Below are 20,493 nucleotides of genomic sequence, written 5' to 3'. Positions count from 1 at the left end.
GGGTGCCGAGCGGCACCTTCGACAGCCGGGTCAGCGCGTCGTCGGGCACCCGGACGCAGCCGTGGGTGACGGCCCTGCCGAAGACGGACTCGTCGGCCCAGCCGTGGAAGGCGACCGTGCCGGGCCCGCCGCCGAAGGTGTCGAGCGTCTCCGAGTGCGCTCCGACCGGCATGATCAGCGGGCTGGGCTTGGGGTCGGACGGCTTGAGCAGGCCGAGCAGGAACGTGCGTCCGGCCGGGGTGGGCGTCTTGGCGGCGCCCACCGCCACCGTCCAGGCGCCGATCTTGCGGCCGGACCGCACGAGGGTGAGCCGGCGCTCCCCCGTGTCCACCTTGACGACATAGGGGCTGTGGGCGGCCGTCAGGTTGGCGCCCTCCTGCCGGATCCACCCCGTCACCCGGTTCGGCCGGCTGGGCAACATCACCCGCAGCCAGCCGTCCTTGGCCTCCAGAACGGGGACCCAGGTGGGGCCGTCCAGTTGCCTGTCGGGCAGCGCCACGACGGGCGGGCCGCCGGGCTCGGCCGACACCGGAAGCGTGACGGCGGGGTTCACCACCGTGCCGCCGGTCTCCGCGAACGGGTGGGGGTCCTGCGGCAGGCCGCGCAACGTGGTGAACGTCGTCGCCTGCGGCAGTTTCGACAGGTCTGGGGCGGAGGTCCGGCCCGTCTGCGGCTTGTGCTCGCCGCCACCGCAGCCCGTCACGAGCACTGCGGCGGCCGCCACCGCGGCGATGCCCGCCAGGGCACCGCGCCGGGTGGCGACACGCCGCGCGGGGCGTGCCACGGCAGGGCGCGCCCATGGGGAACGATCGGTCACGACAACTCCAAGCCGGGATTCCCCGGCAGTGGGGGCTGTTACCCAGCGTGATGCAATGACCACGCTGGAGTCACACGTTTACCATGAGCGACGAGCCGGTAACCCTGAGAAGTGGAAAGGAAAAGGCAAACTTCTGCCCGCCCACCGCCTCGTCAGCTTGCTGACCTGCGGGATTACCATTCGTCGGAGTTGGACCGATGGGCGCGCAAGCCCCCAATCGCGCGGTTGCCGCCTTCCCTCGTCTCCGCCCCGGCCGACCACGCACAGTCAGCGACGTCCGGCCGCCCCGTCCCGAGGGCGACGGGCAGCCGCCTAGGGCCGCACCGTCCCGGCATATCGGGACCAAAGTCCTCCTGGGAGGGCCCCGTTGGGCCCTGCGACGGCCCGGGTCCGGCGGGGTTCACTCAAGGTGTCGAAAACAGAGACGCACCGAATCCCGAGAAGGTGAGTTGGAGATGGCCGCAACCGAGCAGAGAAACCGTCCCGTACTCCCCCGGCCGCACCTGGCGGCCACCGCGCCGCTGACCGAGGCCCCCGCCGCCCGCTACGTCTGGGCGGTCACCCGGCTGGCGCTGGCCTGGACGTTCCTGTGGGCGTTCCTGGACAAGACCTTCGGCCTCGGGCACGAGACCCCGGCCGCCAAGGCGTGGGTCGAGGGCGGCCACCCCACCGAGGGCTTCCTGAAGAACGCGGTCGCCGGCCCGTTCGAGGGGCTCTACCACGGCCTCGCCGGAGCGGTCTGGGCGGACTGGCTGTTCATGATCGGACTGGCCGGCATCGGCACCGCGCTGGCGCTGGGCATCGGGATGCGGATCGCCGCCGCCGCCGGGGCCCTGCTCCTGGTGATGATGTGGACCGCCGTCCTGCCCCCCGAGAACAACCCCTTCATGGACGACCACCTGATCTACGCCCTGGTCCTGGTCGGCCTGGCCCTGGTCGGCGCCGGCCGCACCCTCGGCCTCGGCAAGGTCTGGGAACGCACCGCCCTGGTCCGCCGCTTCCCCATCCTCAAGTGATGCACCGACCGCCACCTCTCACCGAGCGACCCCCTCCCAGCGCCTCGCCTGGGAGGGGGTTTCCGCTTTTCCGGGCTCTGCCACACCGGGTGGTGCGGGCGGAAAACCTGTTGGTCGCCGGGGCGCCTTCCTTCTAGGGTCGGGAACATGTGTGCACCTTTCACGAACAGCGCGGTCCAGCTGACCGCCTGTGTCCCGGCGTTCTGCCGGCTGCGCGCGGGCCGTCCTCTCCTGGGCCTGTAAGGGCGCCCACTCTCGACCGTCACGCGTAACGACTCGCCCACCGCTCACGCGGACCTTCACGATCACCGCTCACACGGACCTTTGATCGCCGTCCATGCGGACCTTTGATCGCCGCTTGTGCGGACCTTCGTGACCGTCGTTCACGCGGACCTTCGCGATCCCGCTCACGCGGACCTTCGCGGTCCTCGTGCACGCGGGCCTTCGTGATCGTCGTTGTGCGCGTTCGCCGTGCACCGCTCGTGTGTCGCTGTGCCGTCCTTTCCCGGGCCCGGGGGCTTCGACCGCCCTTGACCTCTGCGGACGGGCGGCCGGCCCGTCCTGATCCCGCGTCCGCGCGGTTGCGGGACGCCGCGTGCCGCCCGTCCCCCGTCGCCGGCCCGTACGGCCGGCAGCGAAGGACAGCGACCGTGAACCGCCGACCGCGACCGGGCACCGGCGTGCCCGCCGGGCGCACCGCCCGTGACAGAGCCCGCCGCACCCTCTCCCAGAACTTCCTCATCGATCCCGCCACCATCCACCACTACGCCCGTACCGTCACCGACGACCTGCCCGGCGGGGCGCTGGTCGTGGAGGTCGGTGCGGGTGATGGACGCATCACCACCGCGCTCGCCGAACGGGCCGGGCACGTCATCGCCTACGAGATCGACCCGGTCCTGGCCGGGCGGCTGCGGGCGGCCTGTGCCCCGCTCGGCAACGTGCGATGCGTGCCGGGCGACTTCCTGCGCGCCCGTCCGCCGCAGGGGCCGTTCCACCTGGCCGGCAGCATCCCCTACGCGGTGACCTCCCGGATCGTGGACTGGGCCCTGGCCGCGCCGGGCCTGGTCTCGGCGACCCTGATCACCCAGTTGGAGTACGCGCGCAAGCGCACCGGCGACTACGGGCGGTGGAGCCGGCTGACCGTCCAGACCTGGCCGGTGTTCGGCTGGCGGCTGGCGGGCCGGATCGACCGCCGCCTGTTCCGACCCGTGCCGCGCGTGGACTCCGCGATCCTGCGGGTCGACCGGCGGGCACGGCCCCTGCTGCCGCCCGGTGCGCTGCCCGCCTACCGGCGGTGCGTGGAGGTCGGGTTCGGTGGCCGGGGCGGGACACTGCACGCGTCCCTGCGGGGCGTCCACCCGCGTTCCCGCGTGGACGACGCGTTCGGTGCGGCCGGGCTCGACCGGGGCACGGTGGTGGCCTACGTCCACCCTGACCAGTGGGTACGGCTGTTCCAGGTGTTGCACGCGAACAGGCCGTGATGGGCCGAGGGGCGGCGGGATCAGCGGGCGGGGACGGCCACGCGCAGGGTGAAGACGCCGTCGTGCTCCTCCACCGGAGTGCCGAACTCGGCGGAGGCCCTGGTCAGGCGGTCGCGGATCCAGGACCGCTCGTTTCCGCCGGCCTGGCGGGTGCGGCAGTAGTCCAGGGCCAGGGGGACCGCCGTCACCTCCAGGGGTCCCCGGGAGTCCAGGGTGACCAGCCACAGCAGGCCCAGGTCGTTGCGGAGCCGGTCGTCCACCGCGTAGTCGTCGATGAAGTCGCCCAGGTCGTACAGGATCGGCCCGGCCACGCCGTGGAAGATGTGGGCGGAGTGACCGGCGACGAGGGTGGCCCCGGCGTCCACGAACCGCTCGGCGGCCCGGCGGACGTAGGGCAGGGGCTCGGCGATCATGTTGGGGCCCCAGTGCGGGGTGACCACCACGGCGTCGGCCCGGCGGTGCAGGTCGGCGATCCGCTCGGTCACCCACCCGGGGACGCCCGAGCCGAGGTCGGCGTAGGCGACGCCCGGACGGTGCGGTCCGGCGGCGAAGTCCGCGGGGTGGTCGGTGATGCCGAGCACCCCCACCCGCATGCCACGGGCCTCCAGGATCACCCCGGCCCTGGCCTGCTCCACGTCCAGGCCCGCCCCGACCGCCTCGATGCCGGCGTTCTCCAGATGGTCGAGCGTGTCGGCGAGGGCCTCGAAGCCGTAGTCCAGGGCGTGGTTGTTGGCCAGGGTCACGCAGTCGACGCCCAGCCAGGACAGCGACTCGGCCGCCTTGGGCGGGGCGCGGAAGTGGAACATCTTGCCCGGCGACCGCCAGGGCTCGCCGCGGGTGGAGATGCAGCATTCGAGGTTGACGATGGCCAGGTCGGCGGCGGTGAACCGGTTCCGTACGGCCGTGGAGAACAGGTCGCGGGACGAGACGGCGCTGAGCCGCCTGGCCACGTCGCGTCCCAGCATCGTGTCGCCGGCCAACGCCAGCGTGATGGGCATGATCCACCTCGGCGGGAAGATTCCGGGAGACCGAAAAGTCCTTTATGGCTCCGGTACCCGGGTTCGCCGCGTTTAGTGCGGCCGACCTGGGAACACCACGCGGACGGACGTCCACGGCACCGGCACGGCGGGGTCGGTGCCCGGCGCGAGGACGTCACGGTCCTGAGGACTTTCGGCCCGTCCCTCCCGGATACGGCATGAGCATGCTGGAAAGGGACGCTGAGGGGACAGTGCGTCGAGCCGACGGAAGGTGGCCGCGATGGAGCGGATGAGCACGCTGGATGCCGGGTTCTACTTCGCCGACAGCGAGCGGACGCCCCTGCACATCGCCTCGGTCACCGTGCTGGAGGGGCCGCCGCCCACCCATGAGGAACTGGTCCGCACGGTCACCGCCAAGCTGCCGCAGGTGCCGCGCTACCGGCAGCGCGTGCGCACGGTGCCGCTGAACCTGGACCTGCCGGGCTGGGTGGACGACCCCAATTTCCGGCTCTCCTACCATCTGCGGCACACCGCCGTCCCGTCCCCGGGAGGACCCGAGCAGCTGCGGAACCTGGTCGGGCGGATCATGAGCCAGCGGATGGACCCCGCCAGGCCGCTGTGGGAGATGTGGGTGGCCGAGGGGCTCGCCGACGGTCGCTGGGCCCTCATCGCCAAGGTGCACCACTGCGTCGTGGACGGCGTCGGCGGCAGCGACCTGATCACCGTGCTGTTCGACCTGGAGCCCGACCCCCCGTCCGGCCCCGGGGAGCAGCCGCAGCCGGCCGAGGACCCGGCGCCGTCCAAACTGTCGCTGGCGCTCGGCGGGCTCGGCCAGAGCGTCGTGGCACCGGCGGGCGCGCTCGTCCGCCGCCTGGCACGGCTGCCCGCGTTGCCCTTCCAGACCGACCGGCTGCGCGAGGCCGGCCAGTTCGCCGGCGGGCTGCCGGACACCGTCGAGCACATCGCCCACCCGCCGGTCCCCTCGCTGCACGGCCCCACCGGCCCGCACCGCCGCTGGGTCTCGTTGGAGGCCGACCTCGACCAGGTCAAGACCATCCGCCGTGAACTGGACCTGGACTACACCGTCAACGACGTCATCCTGGCGGCCGTCACCCGCGGCTTCCGGGACCTGCTGGCCGAGCGGGGCGAACTGGCCCCCGACACCCTCGTCCGGTCGCTGGTGCCGGTCTCGGTGCGGCAGGACGCGCAGACGCTCGGCAACCGGGTGTCCGCCCTGGTGGTCGAGCTGCCCTGCGGCGAGCCCGACCCGCTCGCGCGTGTGGAGTCGCTGCACGCCCAGATGGCCCGGCTCAAGCAGACCCACCAGGCCGCCGGCGCCGACGCGCTGGTGCGGCTGGCGGGCACCGCGCCCACCATGCTGTCCCTGGCCTCCCGGGCGGTGATGACCGTGGCGCGCACCCTGTTCCAGACGGTCACCACCAACGTGCCGGGCCCGCAGTTCCCGCTGTACGTGGCGGGCCGCAAGGTCGTCGCCCTCTACCCGTACGTCCCGATCGCCGCGGGCGCGGGGATCGCCACCGGGATCTTCTCCTACCTGGGCCGGCTGTACTTCGGCGTCACCGGCGACTTCGACACCACCCTCGACCTGGAGGTCTTCACCGCCGGCATCACCCACGGCCTGGACGAGCTCGCCTCAGCCGTGCCAAAGGGGAACCGGTGACTCGGTGACCCGCCCGCCGGCGCCGAACACCAGGAACCGGTCGAAGTCGGCGGCGAACCACCGGTCGTGGGTGACCGCCAGCACCGTGCCCGCATATCCCTCCAGCCCGTCCTGGAGCGCCTGGGCGCTGGCCAGGTCGAGGTTGTCGGTCGGCTCGTCCAACAGCAGCAGCGTGCATCCCGACAGCTCCAGCAGCAGGATCTGCAACCGCGCCTGCTGCCCGCCCGACAGGGTCTCGAACGGCCGCCGCCCGGCCGGGGCCAGCTCGTAGCGGGCCAGCGCCCGCATCGCGTCGTTCAGCGTGCAGGCGTGACCGGTCATGATGATCTCGGCCGGGGTACGGCCTCGCAGGTCGGGCCGCTCGTGGGTCTGGACGAAGTGCCCCGGCACCACCCGTGCCCCCAGCCGGGCCGCGCCCCGATGGGGCACGTCCGGCTCGGGCAGGCCCGCCAGCAGTTGCAGGAAGCGCGACTTGCCGGAGCCGTTGGAGCCCAGCACCGCCACCCGCTCGCCGTACCAGACCTCCAGGTCGAACGGTTCCACCAGGCCGGGCAGCTCCAGCGCCTGGCAGGTGACCGCCCGCTTGCCGGTACGGCCGCCGCGCAGCCGCATCCGGACGTTCTGCTCCCTGGGCGGCGCCTGGGGCGGCCCGGCCTCCTCGAACCGGGCCAGCCGGGTGCGCGCCGCCTGGTAGGCGGAGGCCACCGCGTCGTTGCCGGCGGCGCGCTGCCGTAGCGTCCGCACCAGTTCCTTGAGCCTGGCGTGCTCGGCGTCCCAGTGCCGCCGCAGCTCGTCCAGCCGGGCGGTGCGGTCCCGCCGGGCCTGCGCATAGGAGGCGAAGCCGCCGCCGTGCACCCAGACGTTCCGCGACTCGACCGTCACGATGCGGTCGGCGGCGTTGGCCAGCAACTGCCGGTCGTGCGACACCAGCAGGACGGTCTTGGCGGTGGCGCGCAGCCGCTCCTCCAGCCACTGCTTGCCCGGCACGTCCAGGTAGTTGTCGGGCTCGTCCAGCAGCAGCACCTCGTCCGGGCCGCGCAGCAGCGCCTCCAGCATGAGCCGCTTCTGCTCGCCGCCCGACAGCGTCGCGGCCCTGCGGTCGCGCACCTCGTCGTACGGCAGTCCGAGCGCGGCGGTCGTGCAGGCGTCCCACACCACCTCGATGTCGTAGCCGCCCGCGTCGGTGTAGTCGGTGATCGCCTGTGCGTAGGCGAGCTGGCTCGCCTCGTCCTCGCCCAGCGCGGCCTCGGCCGCGGCCAGCGCCCTGGTGGCGGCGCGGATCCGCGCGGGCGCCACCGACAGCAGCAACTGCCCGACCGTCCGGTCTCCGGGAACGAACTGGCGCAGCACCCCGAGCCCTCCGGAAGAGACGACGGTGCCCTGCGCAGGTGACAGCTCCCCCGCGATCAACCGCAGCAGGGTGGTCTTGCCCGCGCCGTTGGGGCCGACCAGCGCCGCCTTCACGCCCTCGCCGACGCGGAAGGAGACGTCATCGAGCAGCGGGCGCCCGTCCGGCAGCACATAGGTCACCCGGCTCACCTCGACATGCCCCACTCCCGCACCGCCTCTCGAACACTGATCCGGCTTCTAGAACGTTGGTCGGGTACTGGCACAACGTACTAGACTGGGCGGCATGGTCAAGGGTGAGGCGGGCGGCGTGTGGTTCCGGCCCGAGCGGTCCGGGCGGTCCGAGCGGAACGCGCCGCCGCTATCGCGCGAGCGCATCGTGACCGAGGCGATCGCACTGCTGGACGAGGAAGGCATCACCCGACTGACGATGCGCCGCCTCGCCGAACGGCTGAACGCCGGCGCCACCACCCTGTACTGGCATGTGAAGACCAAGGACGACGTCCTCGACCTGGCGCTGGACACGGTGTTCGGCGAGGCGCGGGTACCGGACGAGCCATCCGGCGACTGGCGGGCGGACGCGACCGCACTGATGGGCGAATGGCGGGCCGCGATGCTGCGGCACCCCTGGACGGCGGTGCTGCTCGGCCGCCCCCTGATGGGCCCCAACGTCCTGGAACGGACGGAGTTCCTGCACGCCACCCTGGTCGAGGCCGGGCTGAGCGGCCCCCGGCTCACCGCCGCGACCTACGCTCTATCCCACTACGTGATCGGATCGGCGATGATGCAGGCCGCCTGGCGCGGCCACGAAGACCCCGCCACCCGCCAGACCATCGCCGACCACCTGACGGCCCACCGCGACCGCTACCCGTCCCTCGTCGACCACGGCCACCCGTCCACTGACTGGGACGCCGTCTTCGCCGAGGGCCTGGCCTGCCTCCTCGACGGCATCGCCGCCCGGATGCCCCAGGGATAACCCGCCCCCGGACGCACGCCGTTCAGAACCGGGTCGGTGCTCAGGGAGCCGGGCGCAGTCCCACGCGTATGTCGTTCAGAACCGGGTCGGTGCTCAGGGAGCCGGGCACGGTCCAGGCTCATGTCCGCCGGGGCGGCGGGTCAGCTCTCCGAGGGGAGGGGCACGGTCCATACCAGGCGGGTGCCGCCTTCGGGGCGAGGCTGGACGGTGAAGGTGCCGCCGAGGCGATGGGCGCGGTCGGCCATGTTGCGCAGGCCGCTGCGGCGGCCGCCCTCGGGGATGCCGACCCCGTCGTCCTCGACGCGGAGGGTCAGGTCGCTGTCGCCGACGTCCACGTTCACCGACGCCTCACCGGCGTGGGCGTGCCGGGCGATGTTGGACAGCGCCTCGTGCGCCACCGCGAGCAGGTGCTCGCCGATCTCCTCGTCCACCGCGGTGTCCAGCAGGCCGGCCAGCCGGACCGAGGGGGCGAAGCCGAGGCTCTCGGCGGCGGCGTCCACGATGGTGTGCAGCCGGCTGCGCAGGCCCTCGGCGTCCGGCGGCGTCTGCAGGGCGAAGATGGTGGAGCGGATCTGCCGGATGGTGTCGTCCAGGTCGTCGATGGCCCGCCGCACCCGCAGCGACACGTCCGGCCGCTCGATCAGCTTGGTCGCGCTCATCAGCGTCATGGCGGTCGCGAACAGCCGCTGGATGACGGTGTCGTGCAGGTCCTTGGCGATCCGGTCGCGGTCCTCCAGCAGGGTCAGCCGCTCGGCGTCGCTGCGCCGCTCGGCCAGTTCCAGCGCCACCGTAACCGGGCCCGCGAACGCCTCCAGCAGCCGTACGGTGTCCTGCCGGAATGGTGGGGCGTCCGGCGCGTTGCCGACCCAGATCACGCCGCGGGCGGCCGTGCCCGTGCCGAGCGGGACGATCAGCACCGGCCCGACCTCCAGGTCACCGGCCAGGGCCTGGCCCTCCAGCAGCGAGGACGGCTCCCCGGAGCGATAGACCCGCAAGGCCACCGACTGCTCCAGGGGCACCCGCAGGCCCTGCAGCCGGTCGGCGTCCGGGCCCGCGGCGGCCTCGATCACGAACGTCCCGGCGGCCTCGTCGGCCAGCGCCACCATCGACAGCCGCGCGTCGCAGATCTGCCGGGCCCGCTCGGCCACCAGCGCGATCACGTCGGCCGGCGCACGGCCCGACAGCAGCGCCGTGGTCACTTCCCCGGAGGCCGCCAGCCACCGCTCGCGTCGCCGGCCGGCCGCGTACAGCCGGGCGTTCTCGATCGCCACACCGGCGGCCGTGGCCAGCGCGGTGAGCACGATCTCGTCCTGCTCGTCGAAGTCGCCGCCGCCGGCCTTCTCGGTCAGGTAGAGGTTGCCGAACACCTCGTCGCGGACCCGGATCGGCACCCCCACGAACCCCCGCATCGGAGGGTGGCCGGCCGGGAAGCCGTAGGACTCGGGGTGCTCGGCCAGGTCGTGCAGCCGCAGCGGCCGGGGCTCCTTGATCAGCAGGCCGAGGATGCCGTGGCCGTGCGGCCAGTGCCCGATCCTGTCGATCTCCTCCTGGGTCACCCCCACGGTGACGAACTGGATCAGGTGCTCGCCCTCGTCCCCGATCACCCCCAGCGCGCCGTAGCGGGCGTCGACCAGGGTGGTGGCCGCCTCGGTGATACGGTGCAGCACCGTCTCCAGGTCGAGGTCGCCGCCGATCGACACCACGGCCTCCAGCAGCGCGTGCACGCGGTCGCGGGTCGAGCGCACGGTCTCCAACCGGGCCTGCAGCTCCGTCAGCAGGTCGTCCAGCTTGAGCTGGGGCAGCATCAGCTTCGCCCGGTCATCACCTGGGTCCTGTCCCGCTATCACTGCATCATTGTAGGTAGCAGGTCCCGCATTGCCTGGTTCGGGACCTTCGCCCCCGACGTCCGGAACGTTCGCGGCCCGGCAGCATCGGGTAACGAAACCAGCGTCAGCATCGCCCGGAAGACCGATCCGGCCCGACATGTGAGGAAGCACCGCATGAGCCCCCAGGAGTCCCCCCAGGAGCGTCCGATCCGGGTGTTCCTGATGGACGACCACGAGGTGGTGCGGCGGGGCGTGGCCGCGCTGCTGTCCGCCGAGGACGACATCGAGATCGTCGGCGAGGCCGGCACCGCCCGGCAGGCGCTGGACCGCATCCCCGCCGCCCGCCCCAACGTGGCCGTGCTGGACGTACGGCTGCCCGACGGCGACGGGGTGAGCGTGTGCCGGGAGATCCGGTCGGCCATGCCCGAGGTCGCCTGCCTGATGCTGACCTCCTTCGAGGACGAGGACGCCCTGTTCGACGCGGTCATGGCGGGCGCCTCCGGCTACGTGCTCAAGCAGATCCACGGCTCGGACCTGGTCGGCGCCGTGCGCACCGTCGCCTCCGGCCAGTCCCTGCTGGACCCGCGCAGCACCGCCCGGATGCTGCAACGGGTCCGCGACCGCGCCGCCCGCAAGGACCCGCTGGCCGCCCTGACCGACCAGGAGCGCCAGATCCTGGAGCTGATCGGTGAGGGGCTGACCAACCGGCAGATCGGCGAGCGCATGTTCCTGGCGGAGAAGACCGTCAAGAACTACGTCTCCAACCTGTTCAGCAAACTCGACATGCGCCGCCGCACCCAGGCCGCCGCGCTGGCCGCCCAGCTCAAGGCCGACCGTGAGGGCACCACCCGCTGAGGACCGGCCGGGCCGACTGGGGACCTTGGTCCCTAACGGGCGTCGCGGGGACCGGCGAGGCTGGGACCATGCCGTACGACAGCGGGGGTCTGGAAATCCTGGACCCTGAGGAATGCAGGACCCTGCTCGCCAAGGTGCCGTTGGGGCGGATCGTCTTCACCCATCGTGCGCTGCCGGCCGTCCAGCCGGTCAACTTCATCCTCGACGGCGGCGACGTGGTCATCCGTACCGGCGAGGGGTCCAAGCTGGCCGCCGCCGCCCGCAACGCCATCGTGGCCTTCGAGGCGGACGACTTCGACGCGGACGCGCGCACCGGCTGGTCCGTGGTCGTCATCGGGCCCGCCCGGGTGGTGTCCGACCCCGAGGAGACGGCCCGGCTGCGGGATCTGCCGCTGCGGCCCTGGGCGCCCGGACGGCGGGAGGCCTTCATCCGCATCCGTCCGGCGCTGATCTCCGGACGGCGCACCCCCGAAACCCTCCCGACCTGACACCGGGGCGCGTTCCCCGAACCGGCCCGCCGGCCACCGGCCGAGCGACGCCACCGTCTCTGCGATCGTCCGCCAGAACGTCTGGGCCGGGCACCGGCCGAGCGACGCCGCCGACTTCGCGATCGTGCACCGGAGCGCCTGGGCCGGGCACCGGCCGAGCGACGCCACCGTCTCCGCGATCGTGTACCGGGGTGCCTGGGCCGGGCGCCGGTGGGCGCGGCTCAGTCCGGGAAGACCCGGCGCAGTACGGGCGGTGTGCCCCGGGGGCGCCACTCGCGCGGGTAGCCCAGGGAGACCTCCTCGAAGCGCACCCCGTCCCGCCAGATCGTGCGCGGGATGTGCAGGTGCCCGTACACCACGACGGTCGCCTCGTAGCGCACGTGCCAGTCGTCGGTCCGTTCGGTGCCGCACCACTGGGCGAACTCCGGGTAGCGCAGCACGCGGGTCGGCTCCCGGATCAGCGGGAAGTGGTTGACCAGCACCGTCGGCAGGCCCGCGGGGCGCTCGTCCAGCCGCCGCGCGCTCTCGGCGAGCCTGGCCGCGCACCAGCTCTCCCGGTCCGGATAGGGGTCGGGGTGCAGCAGCGCCTCGTCGGTGCAGACGATCCCGGACTCGTAGGCGATGGCCAGCCCCTCCTGCTTGGTGGACGCGCCGGGCGGACGGAAGGTGTAGTCGTACAGCAGGAACAGCGGGGCGATGGTGACCGGCCCGCCCCGGCCCTCCCAGACCGGATAGGGGTCCTCGGGGGTGACCACGCCGAGGCTCCGGCACAGGTCCACCAGGTGCCGGTAGCGCCGCTCGCCGCGCAGCCCCGCGTCCTCGCCGCCCGGCGTCCACAGCTCGTGGTTGCCGGGCGTCCAGATCACCTTCTCGAAGCGTTCCGCCAGCGTGCGCAGCGCCCACTCGATGTCGGCGACCCGCTCCCCCACGTCGCCGGCGACCAGTAGCCAGTCGCCGGGCGAGCCCGGCCGGACCCGCTCCACCAGCGCCCGGTTCTCCGGATGGCCGACGTGCAGATCACTGGTGGCGTACAGCTCGGGAACGGCGGAACCCATGTGATCACCTCGACCGGACGCTGCGGGGCCTGCGGCGAAGACTAGCCATCCCGAGACGACCCGCGTATATGACAATGGACTCACACGGACCACGACCCGGGGCGGGTGACGCGCGGCATGTACGCCGAGGAACGGCAGCAGGCGATACTCGCGCGGGCACGTGCCAAGGGCCGGGTCGACGTGGTGGCGATGGCCGAGGAGTTCTCGGTCACCACCGAGACGATCCGGCGGGACCTGACCGTGCTGGAGCGCGCCGGGACGCTGCGGCGCGTGCACGGCGGCGCGATCCCGGTCGAACGGCTGGGGTTCGAGCCCGCCCTGGCGGCACGCGAGACGGTGATGACCGACGAGAAGGAGCGCATCGCCAAGGCGGCGCTGGAGGAACTGCCCGGTGACGGCTCGGTCATCATCGACGCCGGCAGCACCACGGCGCGGCTGGTGCGGATCATGCCCACCGACCGCGAGCTGACCGTGATCGTCAACTCGCCGCCGCACGCCACCGTGCTGGCCACCCGGCCCAACCTGCACGTGATCATGCTGGGCGGGCGGGTGCGCGGCCGGACCCTGGCCACCGTGGACGACTGGGTGCTGCGCCCGCTGGCGGACCTGTGCGTGGACGTGGCGTTCATGGCCACCAACGGCTGCTCGGCCGCCCGTGGCCTGACCACCCCGGACCAGCCCGAGGCGGCGGCCAAGCGGGCGATGATCGAGGCGTCGCGGCGCCGGGTCCTGCTGGCCGACCACACCAAGATGGGTGACGACCACCTGGTGCGGTTCGCGCCGCTGTCGGCCATCGACGTCATCATCACCGACACCGGCCTGGACACCGAGCGCGCCGGCGAACTGGCCGCCGCCGGCCCGGAGATCATCCGCGTCTGACCTTCTCCCGCTGCCCGGCTCTCCCTCACCTCGACACCCACTTCGCCGCAGCGCCCGGCCCGGCGGCCGCGCCTTCCCCCTCGCCACCGTCTTCCTTCGCTCCGCTCTCTCCCTCGCCACCGGCCCGGAGATCGTCCGCGTTCGGCCTCCCCTCCGTCCGGTCTCTCGCCTGGGCCCTGCCTTCGCCGCAGTGCCCGGCCCGGCCGGCCGGCTCTTCCCCTCGCCGCCGTTCTCCCTTTCGCTTCCGCTCTTCCCTTGACCTCCTCGCCTCGACCGCTGTCCGGCCTCGGCGGCCGGTCTGGATGTGACCTGCGGAAACGTTGGTCTGTGCCGGGTTCGGGCGGCGCATCGGGTCCGGAGGCGTCCGTACTTTCGTCGGCCGGAGCCTTGACCTGCCACCCGTTCGGGCGTAAACACAGGAGAACACAGGAAAACGGGAAGGAAACAACATGCCACAGCGGCGGTCGGTGGCCCGCGCATGATCGTCACGGTGACGCTCAACCCCAGCCTGGACCGCACCATCGAGGTGGACGAGCTGACCAGGGGCGCGGTCATCCGGACCCGGTCGGCCCGGCTGGACCCCGGCGGCAAGGGCGTGAACGTCTCGCGCGCGCTGCTGGCCAACCGGGTGGCCTGCGGCACGGTGATCACCGCCGGAGGGCCGGACGGCGACCGGCTACAGCGCCTGCTGGAGGCCGGGGGACTGCGCGTGCGGGCCGTACCGGTCGCCGGGCACACCCGCTCCAACATCACGATCGTCGAGCCCGGCGGCGTGGTCACCAAGCTGAACGAGCCCGGTGCCGCGCTGACCCGGCCCGAGCTCGACGCGGTCGCCGAGGCGGTGCTGACCGAGGCCGAGACGGCCGGCTGGGTGGTGGCCTGTGGCAGCCTGCCTCCGGGCGTGCCGGACGGGATCTACGCCGAGCTGTGCCGCACCTTCGTTCCAGCCGGGATCCGGGTGGCCGTCGACTCCAGCGGCCCCGCGCTGCCCGCGGCCGTCGAGGCGGGTCCCGACCTGGTCAAACCCAACCGTGAGGAGCTGGCCGAGGCCGTGGGCCGCCGGGCCGAACGCCTCGGCGACGTGGTCGAGGCGGCCCAGGAGTTGCGCAAGCGCGGCGCCCGCGCCGTGCTGGTGAGCCTGGGCGCCGACGGCGCGGTCCTGGTCGACGACGACGGGGTCGTGGCGGGCGAGGCCCCGGTCACCCGCCCCAAGAGCACGGTCGGCGCCGGCGACGCCCTGCTGGCCGGCTTCCTGGCCGGCGGCGCCCGCGGGCCCCGCGCCCTGGCCGAGGGCCTGGCCTGGGGAGCGGCCGCGGTACGCCTGCCCGCCAGCCGGATGCCCGGCCCCGCCGACATCCGCCACGACATCGTCCATGTCTATGAACACCCCGACCTGAACCGCCCGCTCCCACCCTGATCCACGCCCCGGTCCACCCGCGCAGACCCCGTCCCTGCTCAGAGCCCGTCCACCCCGTTCAGATCCCGTTCATCCCCACGTGGATCTCGTTTCCCCTCACGCAGACCCGCCCGTCCCTCGTCCACCCCGTTCCGACCGACAGGAGGCCGTGCATGGCCACTGCGTACACACCTCAGGCCACGGGTACCGGTATGCGCGCCAGAGTGCAGCGCATAGGCGGATATCTGGCGGCGATGGTGATGCCCAACATCGGGGCGTTCATCGCCTGGGGGCTGATCACCGCGCTGTTCATCCCCACGGGCTGGCTGCCCAACGAGGACCTCGCCGAGCTGGTGGACCCGATGATCAAGGTCCTGCTGCCGGTGCTGATCGGCTACACCGGCGGCCGGATGGTGCACGGCCAGCGCGGCGCGGTGGTCGGCGCGGTCGCCACCATCGGCGTCGTGGTGGGCGCGGACGCCCCGATGTTCCTGGGCGCCATGATCATGGGGCCGCTGGCCGCCTGGCTGATGAAGCTGTTCGACGGGCTGGTCGAGGACCGGGTCCGGCCCGGCTTCGAGATGCTGGTGGACAACTTCTCCGCCGGCATCCTGGCCGCCGCCATGGCGGTGGCGGGCAAGTGGGCGATCGGCCCGGTGGTACGCACCGTCACCGAGGCGGCCGGGGACGCGGTCGGCTGGCTGGTCGACCACGACGTGCTGCCGGTGGCCTCGGTACTGATCGAGCCGGCCAAGGTGCTGTTCCTCAACAACGCCATCAACCACGGCGTGCTGGGGCCGCTGGGCGTGCAGCAGGCCGCCGAGGCCGGCAAGTCCATCATGTTCATGCTGGAGTCCAACCCCGGGCCCGGTCTGGGCGTGCTGCTGGCCTACACCTTCTTCGGACCGCGCCGGCTGCGGCCCACCACCCCCGCCGCGATGATCATCCACTTCTTCGGCGGCATCCACGAGATCTACTTCCCCTACATCCTGATGAAGCCGCGGATGATCCTGGCCGCCATCGCCGGCGGCGCCACCGGGGTCGCGATCTTCATGGCCTTCGGCACCGGGCTGGTCGCCACCCCCTCCCCCGGCAGCATCTTCGCCTACCTGGCGCAGACCCCCCGCGGCGTGGGCAACTGGGTCGGCGTCTACACCGGGATGCTGGCCTCCGCCGCCGTGTCGTTCCTGGTCGGCTCGGCGCTGCTGGGCTTCGGCAGGCTCGCCGAGCCGCGTACGGAAACCGGCGAGGACGGCGGCGAGGACGGCGACCGGACCCAGGACAGGGCCGAGACCGACGATCAGCACGGCGACGAGACCGCCCACCCGGGCGGCCGGGACACCGGTGCCGACGGTGTCCGTGACGACTCCTCCCGCCCGACCGTGACGCTCACCGAAAGGGCCGACCCCTCATGACCACCATCAACGGCAAGGACGTCCGCAAACTCGTCATCGCCTGCGACGCCGGCATGGGCAGCAGCGTCATGCTGGCCGGCCAGTTGCGCAGAGCGCTCAAGAAGGAGCAGGTCGTGGTGGAGCACACCCCGGTCGACTCCATTCCCGCCGACGCCGACGTGGTGGTCTGCCACACCGGGCTCGCCGACCGCGCCCGCCGCGGGGCCCCCGGCAAGGTGGTCGTCCCGTTCCAGGTCTACCTGGGGGACCCGGCGGTCGACGGGGTCGTCACAGCCATCAGGGACGGCGGTGTGCTGAGTGCCTGACACCTCGTCCGGCATCTCGTCCAGTACTTCGTCCGGCACGCCGGACGGCGGGACGGCGCGGCTGCTGGACCCGCGCGCCATCCGCCTCGACGCCCGCGCCACCGGCCGGGAGGACGCCGTCCGCCAGTGCGGCCGGGCGCTGGCCGACGTCGGCGCCGTCACCGCCGGGTACGTCGACAGCATGCTGGAGCGGGAGCGTTCCCTGTCCACCCACCTCGGCGAGGGCGTGGCCATCCCGCACGGCACGGCCGCCGGCAAGGACGCCGTGCTCCGCGACGCCCTGGCCGTGCTGAGGTTTCCCGGCGGTGTGGACTGGGACGGGCATCCCGTCACGGTCTGCATCGCCATCGCCGCCCGCGGCGACGGGCACATGGCGATCCTCACCGAACTCGCGCAGATCCTGATGGACCCCGGCCGGGCCCGCCGTCTGCGCGAGGCCGCCACCGCCGAGGAGGTCATCCGGCTTCTCCGGCCCGAACAGCAAGGAACTACCCCATGAAGGTCGCTCGTTTCCATGCGCCCGGCGACATCCGGCTGGAGGACGCGCCCGAGCCCGAGCCCGGCCCCGGCGAGCTGAAGATCCGGGTCCACAACTGCTCCGCCTGCGGCACCGATGTGAAGATCTCCCGCTTCGGGCACCACCACATCGTGCCGCCCCGGGTGATGGGCCACGAGATCGCCGGGGAGGTGGTGTCGGTCGGCTCGGCGGGCACCGGTTGGGAGCCCGGGGACCGCGTCCAGGTGATCGCCGCCATCCCCTGCGGGAGCTGCGCCGAGTGCCGGCGCGGCCGGATGACGGTGTGCGCCCGCCAGGAGTCGATGGGGTACCACTACGACGGCGCCTTCGCCGAGTACATGATCGTCCCGGCCAAGGTGCTGGCCGTGGACGGGGTCAACCGCATCCCCGACGGGGTCTCGTTCGCCGAGGCGTCGGTGGCCGAGCCGCTGGCCTGCGTGCTGAACGGGCAGGAGCTGGCACGGGTCGGCCGCGACGACGACGTGGTGGTCTTCGGCTCCGGCCCGATCGGCTGCCTGCACGTGCGGGTGGCGCGGTCCCGGGGCGCGGGCCGGGTGTTCCTGGTGGACCTCAACCGCGAACGCCTGGAGCAGGCCGCCGAGCTGGTCAAGCCGGACGCCGCGCTGTGCGCCGCCGACACCGACGTGGTGGAGGCCGTCCGCGAGCTGACCGGGGGCCGGGGCGCGGACGTGGCCATCACCGCGGCGGCGTCCGGCCACGCCCAGACCCAGGCCCTCCGGCTGGCCGCCCCCGGCGCCCGCATCAGCTTCTTCGGCGGGCTCCCCAAGGACGACCCGATCATCTCCGTGGACTCCAACGCCGTCCACTACCGGGAGCTGAGCATCGTCGGCGCCAACGGCTCCAGCCCTGCCCACAACGCCCGCGCCCTGGAGTTGATCGGCTCCGGCCAGGTTCCGGTGAACGACCTCATCACCCACCGCCTCTCCCTGGACCGGCTGCCCGACGCCCTGAACCTCGTCGCCCGCGGCGAGGCCATCAAGGTCACCATCCAGCCCTGAGTGGTGCTCCCCGGCGGAGGCCGGCCAGGCGCTCCGCTGTGATCGGCTGACCCGTGCCGTCCCCGGCCACCGGGCCGGGGACGGCCCCACCCCCCGGAAGGAGGCATCATGCCTCAGCGCACCGTGACCGTCGCCGCCGCACAGGGCCTGCACGCCCGGCCGGCGAAGATCTTCGTCGAGGCCGCCGCCCGCCAGCCCGTCAAGGTCCTCATCGGCGTGCCCGGCCGCCCGCCCGTCCTCGCCGCCAGCCTGCTGGCGGTGCTCACCCTCGGCGCCGCCCACGGTACCGAGGTCACCCTGCAGGCCGACGGCGACGACGGCCAGGCCGAACGCGCACTGGACGAACTCGCCGCCCTGCTGGCCCGCGACCTGGACGCCGAGGACCCCGAACCCACCTGAGCCCTCCGGGACCGTACGGCGGTCCGCCCCGACACCGAGAACTCTTTCCGCCGCACTGTCCGATGGCGCCATCACGCCGTGACGCGGGGCATGGACGCCGGAGGTCCCGAGGAGGCGGGTCAATCCTCGGCGATGACGATGACGCGGTCGTCGGCGGACAAGGTCAGCGGGGCGGCCTTGTCGGGGTTGAGGACGACGCCGTAGCCGGGCGGCTGGTGGAAGCGCTCCATCAGCCGGTAGCCGATGGGGGTCTCGCCGCGCCGCCGCCCCGCCTCGATCACCGTGGCGAAGTTGGCCGTCACCCCGGGGGTCAGGTAGTCGGCGGCGGGCTTGAGGTAGATCTCCGAGCCGGCCGGGTCCAGCAGGTCGAAGAAGACGTCGTACAGGTACCGGTTCTCGCTGAGCTGGGTGAGCATCAGGCTGATCAGCTTGGCGCTGACCACGAAGTCGTCGGCCTTGGTGACCTGGGCGACCTCCCGGTTGGCGTCGTCGTTGATCTCGCTGACGATGGAGTACGGGTCGCCGAGCCGGTCCTCCATGTCGCGCAGGTGCAGCAGGGTCACCAGGGTGCGGGCGTCGGCCAGGTGCGGGTCGAACGCCTCGTCGGACAGCACCACCACGTGCTGGTAGGACCCGACGTCCAGGGACTCCAGGAAGCCCCGCGCGGTGTCGTCGCCGTACACGAAGCCGACCGTCAGGTTGCGCAGGGTCCCGAGCCCGTCGCGGGGGTCCTCGCACAGCCCGGCGATGGTCAGCTCAGAGCCGGCCTCCACGAACTCGTCCAGCAGCCTGATGATCTTGGGAGCGCGGTGGTTCCAGCCCAGCAGCAGCGTGCGGCCGGGCTCGGGGATGCGGGGGTGCACGACCTCGATCGCCTCCTCCACCACGGCGGGACGGTCGGAGCCGAGCCTGATCAGCAGGTCGTCCTCGGCCAGCACGATCATCTCGTCGTCGGCGGAGATCACGGTGTCCATCGGCGGGTTGAGGAGCGCGGCGCCGTCCCGCCGCAGCCCGACCGGGATGCCCAGCTCGTAGGCCAGCAGCGCGTCCCCGTAAGTGGTGCCCACCAGGCCCGGCTCGGCCCGCATGTAGAACTCGTGGCCCTTGAAGTCCAGCAGGTCGGTGCACACCTGGGACAGGCCGGACTGGCGGTGCGACTGCACGATCAGCCGGATCGCGATGTCGTCGGCGTCGATCACGTGCGCGGCCGGGCCGCCGGCCAGCCGGGCGGCGGGCAGGTTGGCCGAGTCCTGCACGGCGGCGACCACGTGCGGCCGGGGCTCGGACCAGCCCCGGGTGCCCAGCGACAGCAGCACCTTGATCACATGAGTGTCGGGGTCGTCCACCGGCGGCGCCAGCACCACGATCGAACGGGCCGTGGCCGGGCTGACCAGTTCCAGGTCGGCCACCTTGAGCGGGTTGCCGTGCCGGCACACCACCCGGGTGCGGCCGGTGTCGCCGACCCGGGCGCGGAGGGCGTCCTCCATCTCGACCTTGTCGCAGTCGGCCAGGATCGCCACGCACGAGCGGCGGCGGCTCTGGTTGGCCTCCATCAGCTCGGCGATGACCGTGAACACCTGGTCCGACCAGCCCAGGATCACCGTGTGGTCACGTTCCACGATGCGCGAGCGGCCCTTGCGCAGCTCCTCCAGCTTGGCCTCCAGGCCGGTGGTGAGCACGCCGATCAGGGCGCTGACGATCAGCAGCCCGCCGACCGTGGCGGTCAGCATCAGGGCCAGGAACGGCGCGCTGCCCTGGTCGTCGCCCATGGTGCCGGCGTCCAGCGTTCGCAGCAGGCTGCGCCACAGCACCCCGGCCCAGTGGCCGTTCTCGTCGGTGTCGCCGGGGGCCAGCAGCAGGGCCAGCGACGCCACCGTGACGATCAGCACGGCGGAGGCCAGCCCGAGCCAGCCGATCAGCGCCGGGGTGCCCTTGGACATGGTGTTGTCGAACCAGTAGCGGAATCGGTCCCGCCACCTGATCGCCCTCACCCCGTGCCTCCCCGTCCCCCGGCGGCACGACGTTAGCAGCGCATGTCGGGACA

The 20,493-nt window shown here is 72.7% G+C and carries 19 protein-coding genes; 13 read left to right on the top strand and 6 right to left on the bottom strand.

Going from position 1 to position 20,493, the window contains the following annotated elements; genetic code table 11:
- Positions 1 to 817, bottom strand: an 817-nt coding sequence (locus C4U03_RS35490; RefSeq protein ID WP_103944201.1) for a L,D-transpeptidase, incomplete at its 3' end; no start/stop codon positions are given.
- Positions 818 to 1,272: 455 nt separating this feature from the next.
- Here C4U03_RS35490 and C4U03_RS35485 point away from each other — a divergent pair.
- Together C4U03_RS35485 and erm are read left to right on the top strand one after the other, a co-directional pair.
- Entirely contained in the window at positions 1,273 to 1,833 is a 561-nt protein-coding gene (locus tag C4U03_RS35485) for a DoxX family membrane protein (protein ID WP_103944192.1), read from the top strand.
- A gap of 680 nt (positions 1,834 to 2,513) precedes the next feature.
- On the top strand, positions 2,514 to 3,314 hold the full coding sequence (erm, locus tag C4U03_RS35480; RefSeq protein ID WP_103944200.1) for an ErmE/ErmH/ErmO/ErmR family 23S rRNA (adenine(2058)-N(6))-methyltransferase: 801 nt from the start codon (positions 2,514 to 2,516) through the stop codon (positions 3,312 to 3,314).
- 20 nt (positions 3,315 to 3,334) lie between these two features.
- Here the strand turns inward: erm and C4U03_RS35475 are convergent, their stop codons facing one another.
- Positions 3,335 to 4,312: a CapA family protein gene (locus tag C4U03_RS35475; protein WP_103944191.1), complete on the bottom strand. Its 978-nt coding sequence runs from the start codon at positions 4,310 to 4,312 to the stop codon at positions 3,335 to 3,337.
- 268 nt (positions 4,313 to 4,580) lie between these two features.
- Between C4U03_RS35475 and C4U03_RS35470 the strand changes: the two genes are divergently transcribed.
- Positions 4,581 to 5,972 (top strand): WS/DGAT/MGAT family O-acyltransferase, encoded by a 1,392-nt coding sequence (locus C4U03_RS35470; RefSeq protein WP_200827687.1) that lies wholly within the window; start codon positions 4,581 to 4,583, stop codon positions 5,970 to 5,972.
- On the opposite strand, the gene C4U03_RS35465 is transcribed toward C4U03_RS35470, so the two are convergent.
- The gene (locus tag C4U03_RS35465) at positions 5,946 to 7,526 is read right to left on the bottom strand and encodes an ABC-F family ATP-binding cassette domain-containing protein (protein WP_103944189.1); all 1,581 of its coding nucleotides are present in this window, start codon (positions 7,524 to 7,526) and stop codon (positions 5,946 to 5,948) included. The genes C4U03_RS35470 and C4U03_RS35465 overlap by 27 nt on opposite strands.
- Positions 7,527 to 7,605: 79 nt before the next feature.
- Here C4U03_RS35465 and C4U03_RS35460 point away from each other — a divergent pair, with 79 nt between their 5' ends.
- The gene (locus tag C4U03_RS35460; RefSeq protein WP_103944188.1) at positions 7,606 to 8,295 is read left to right on the top strand and encodes a TetR/AcrR family transcriptional regulator; all 690 of its coding nucleotides are present in this window, start codon (positions 7,606 to 7,608) and stop codon (positions 8,293 to 8,295) included.
- A 140-nt stretch (positions 8,296 to 8,435) separates the two neighbouring features.
- On the opposite strand, the gene C4U03_RS35455 is transcribed toward C4U03_RS35460, so the two are convergent.
- Positions 8,436 to 10,100, bottom strand: a complete 1,665-nt coding sequence (locus C4U03_RS35455) for a sensor histidine kinase (protein ID WP_103944187.1) — start codon at positions 10,098 to 10,100, stop codon at positions 8,436 to 8,438.
- Positions 10,101 to 10,295: 195 nt separating this feature from the next.
- Between C4U03_RS35455 and C4U03_RS35450 the strand changes: the two genes are divergently transcribed.
- Complete coding sequence (locus C4U03_RS35450; protein ID WP_103944186.1) at positions 10,296 to 10,976, top strand: response regulator transcription factor; 681 nt, start codon at positions 10,296 to 10,298, stop codon at positions 10,974 to 10,976.
- A 68-nt stretch (positions 10,977 to 11,044) separates the two neighbouring features.
- Positions 11,045 to 11,464, top strand: coding sequence for a pyridoxamine 5'-phosphate oxidase family protein (locus tag C4U03_RS35445; RefSeq protein WP_103944185.1), 420 nt, complete (start codon positions 11,045 to 11,047; stop codon positions 11,462 to 11,464).
- Positions 11,465 to 11,685: 221 nt separating this feature from the next.
- Here the strand turns inward: C4U03_RS35445 and C4U03_RS35440 are convergent, their stop codons facing one another.
- Positions 11,686 to 12,519 carry a metallophosphoesterase family protein gene (locus C4U03_RS35440; protein WP_103944184.1) on the bottom strand — a complete coding sequence of 278 codons (834 nt, stop codon included), beginning with the start codon at positions 12,517 to 12,519 and terminating at the stop codon, positions 11,686 to 11,688.
- A 117-nt stretch (positions 12,520 to 12,636) separates the two neighbouring features.
- On the opposite strand from C4U03_RS35440, the gene C4U03_RS35435 reads away from it, so the two are divergent.
- The 7 genes from C4U03_RS35435 to C4U03_RS35405 all read left to right on the top strand — a co-directional run bounded on the left by C4U03_RS35435 (position 12,637) and on the right by C4U03_RS35405 (position 18,449).
- Positions 12,637 to 13,398: a DeoR/GlpR family DNA-binding transcription regulator gene (locus C4U03_RS35435; protein ID WP_103944183.1), complete on the top strand. Its 762-nt coding sequence runs from the start codon at positions 12,637 to 12,639 to the stop codon at positions 13,396 to 13,398.
- Between the two features lie 478 nt (positions 13,399 to 13,876).
- Entirely contained in the window at positions 13,877 to 14,815 is a 939-nt protein-coding gene (gene pfkB / locus C4U03_RS35430) for a 1-phosphofructokinase (protein ID WP_103944182.1), read from the top strand.
- A 152-nt stretch (positions 14,816 to 14,967) separates the two neighbouring features.
- The gene (mtlA, locus tag C4U03_RS35425) at positions 14,968 to 16,209 is read left to right on the top strand and encodes a PTS mannitol transporter subunit IICB (RefSeq protein WP_103944181.1); all 1,242 of its coding nucleotides are present in this window, start codon (positions 14,968 to 14,970) and stop codon (positions 16,207 to 16,209) included.
- Positions 16,206 to 16,514, top strand: a complete 309-nt coding sequence (locus C4U03_RS35420) for a PTS lactose transporter subunit IIB (protein ID WP_103944180.1) — start codon at positions 16,206 to 16,208, stop codon at positions 16,512 to 16,514. Before mtlA ends, C4U03_RS35420 begins: the two co-directional genes overlap by 4 nt.
- On the top strand, positions 16,507 to 17,013 hold the full coding sequence (locus tag C4U03_RS35415) for a PTS sugar transporter subunit IIA (RefSeq protein ID WP_327374292.1): 507 nt from the start codon (positions 16,507 to 16,509) through the stop codon (positions 17,011 to 17,013). Before C4U03_RS35420 ends, C4U03_RS35415 begins: the two co-directional genes overlap by 8 nt.
- Positions 17,010 to 18,050: a zinc-dependent dehydrogenase gene (locus C4U03_RS35410; protein WP_103944179.1), complete on the top strand. Its 1,041-nt coding sequence runs from the start codon at positions 17,010 to 17,012 to the stop codon at positions 18,048 to 18,050. Before C4U03_RS35415 ends, C4U03_RS35410 begins: the two co-directional genes overlap by 4 nt.
- A 108-nt stretch (positions 18,051 to 18,158) precedes the next feature.
- Entirely contained in the window at positions 18,159 to 18,449 is a 291-nt protein-coding gene (locus tag C4U03_RS35405) for an HPr family phosphocarrier protein (protein ID WP_103944178.1), read from the top strand.
- Between the two features lie 119 nt (positions 18,450 to 18,568).
- On the opposite strand, the gene C4U03_RS35400 is transcribed toward C4U03_RS35405, so the two are convergent.
- Positions 18,569 to 20,440: a CASTOR/POLLUX-related putative ion channel gene (locus tag C4U03_RS35400; protein WP_327374290.1), complete on the bottom strand. Its 1,872-nt coding sequence runs from the start codon at positions 20,438 to 20,440 to the stop codon at positions 18,569 to 18,571.
- Between the last annotated feature and the right edge of the window lie 53 nt (positions 20,441 to 20,493).

The sequence above is a fragment of the Thermomonospora echinospora genome, from assembly GCF_900108175.1.
Taxonomy (GTDB): domain Bacteria; phylum Actinomycetota; class Actinomycetes; order Streptosporangiales; family Streptosporangiaceae; genus Thermomonospora; species Thermomonospora echinospora.
This window is presented reverse-complemented; position numbering and strand designations above follow the sequence as displayed.

What these genes read in the sequence shown, in the direction of transcription:
- C4U03_RS35435 (WP_103944183.1), top strand. Translation starts at nt 12,637, where the DNA reads ATGTACGCCGAGGAACGGCAGCAGGCGATACTCGCGCGGGCACGTGCC.
- C4U03_RS35470 (WP_200827687.1), top strand. Translation starts at nt 4,581, where the DNA reads ATGAGCACGCTGGATGCCGGGTTCTACTTCGCCGACAGCGAGCGGACG.
- C4U03_RS35450 (WP_103944186.1), top strand. Translation starts at nt 10,296, where the DNA reads ATGAGCCCCCAGGAGTCCCCCCAGGAGCGTCCGATCCGGGTGTTCCTG.
- C4U03_RS35440 (WP_103944184.1), bottom strand. Translation starts at nt 12,519, where the DNA reads ATGGGTTCCGCCGTTCCCGAGCTGTACGCCACCAGTGATCTGCACGTC.
- pfkB (WP_103944182.1), top strand. Translation starts at nt 13,877, where the DNA reads ATGATCGTCACGGTGACGCTCAACCCCAGCCTGGACCGCACCATCGAG.
- C4U03_RS35410 (WP_103944179.1), top strand. Translation starts at nt 17,010, where the DNA reads ATGAAGGTCGCTCGTTTCCATGCGCCCGGCGACATCCGGCTGGAGGAC.
- C4U03_RS35445 (WP_103944185.1), top strand. Translation starts at nt 11,045, where the DNA reads ATGCCGTACGACAGCGGGGGTCTGGAAATCCTGGACCCTGAGGAATGC.
- C4U03_RS35485 (WP_103944192.1), top strand. Translation starts at nt 1,273, where the DNA reads ATGGCCGCAACCGAGCAGAGAAACCGTCCCGTACTCCCCCGGCCGCAC.
- C4U03_RS35455 (WP_103944187.1), bottom strand. Translation starts at nt 10,100, where the DNA reads ATGCTGCCCCAGCTCAAGCTGGACGACCTGCTGACGGAGCTGCAGGCC.
- C4U03_RS35420 (WP_103944180.1), top strand. Translation starts at nt 16,206, where the DNA reads ATGACCACCATCAACGGCAAGGACGTCCGCAAACTCGTCATCGCCTGC.
- C4U03_RS35405 (WP_103944178.1), top strand. Translation starts at nt 18,159, where the DNA reads ATGCCTCAGCGCACCGTGACCGTCGCCGCCGCACAGGGCCTGCACGCC.
- mtlA (WP_103944181.1), top strand. Translation starts at nt 14,968, where the DNA reads ATGGCCACTGCGTACACACCTCAGGCCACGGGTACCGGTATGCGCGCC.
- C4U03_RS35475 (WP_103944191.1), bottom strand. Translation starts at nt 4,312, where the DNA reads ATGCCCATCACGCTGGCGTTGGCCGGCGACACGATGCTGGGACGCGAC.
- C4U03_RS35460 (WP_103944188.1), top strand. Translation starts at nt 7,606, where the DNA reads ATGGTCAAGGGTGAGGCGGGCGGCGTGTGGTTCCGGCCCGAGCGGTCC.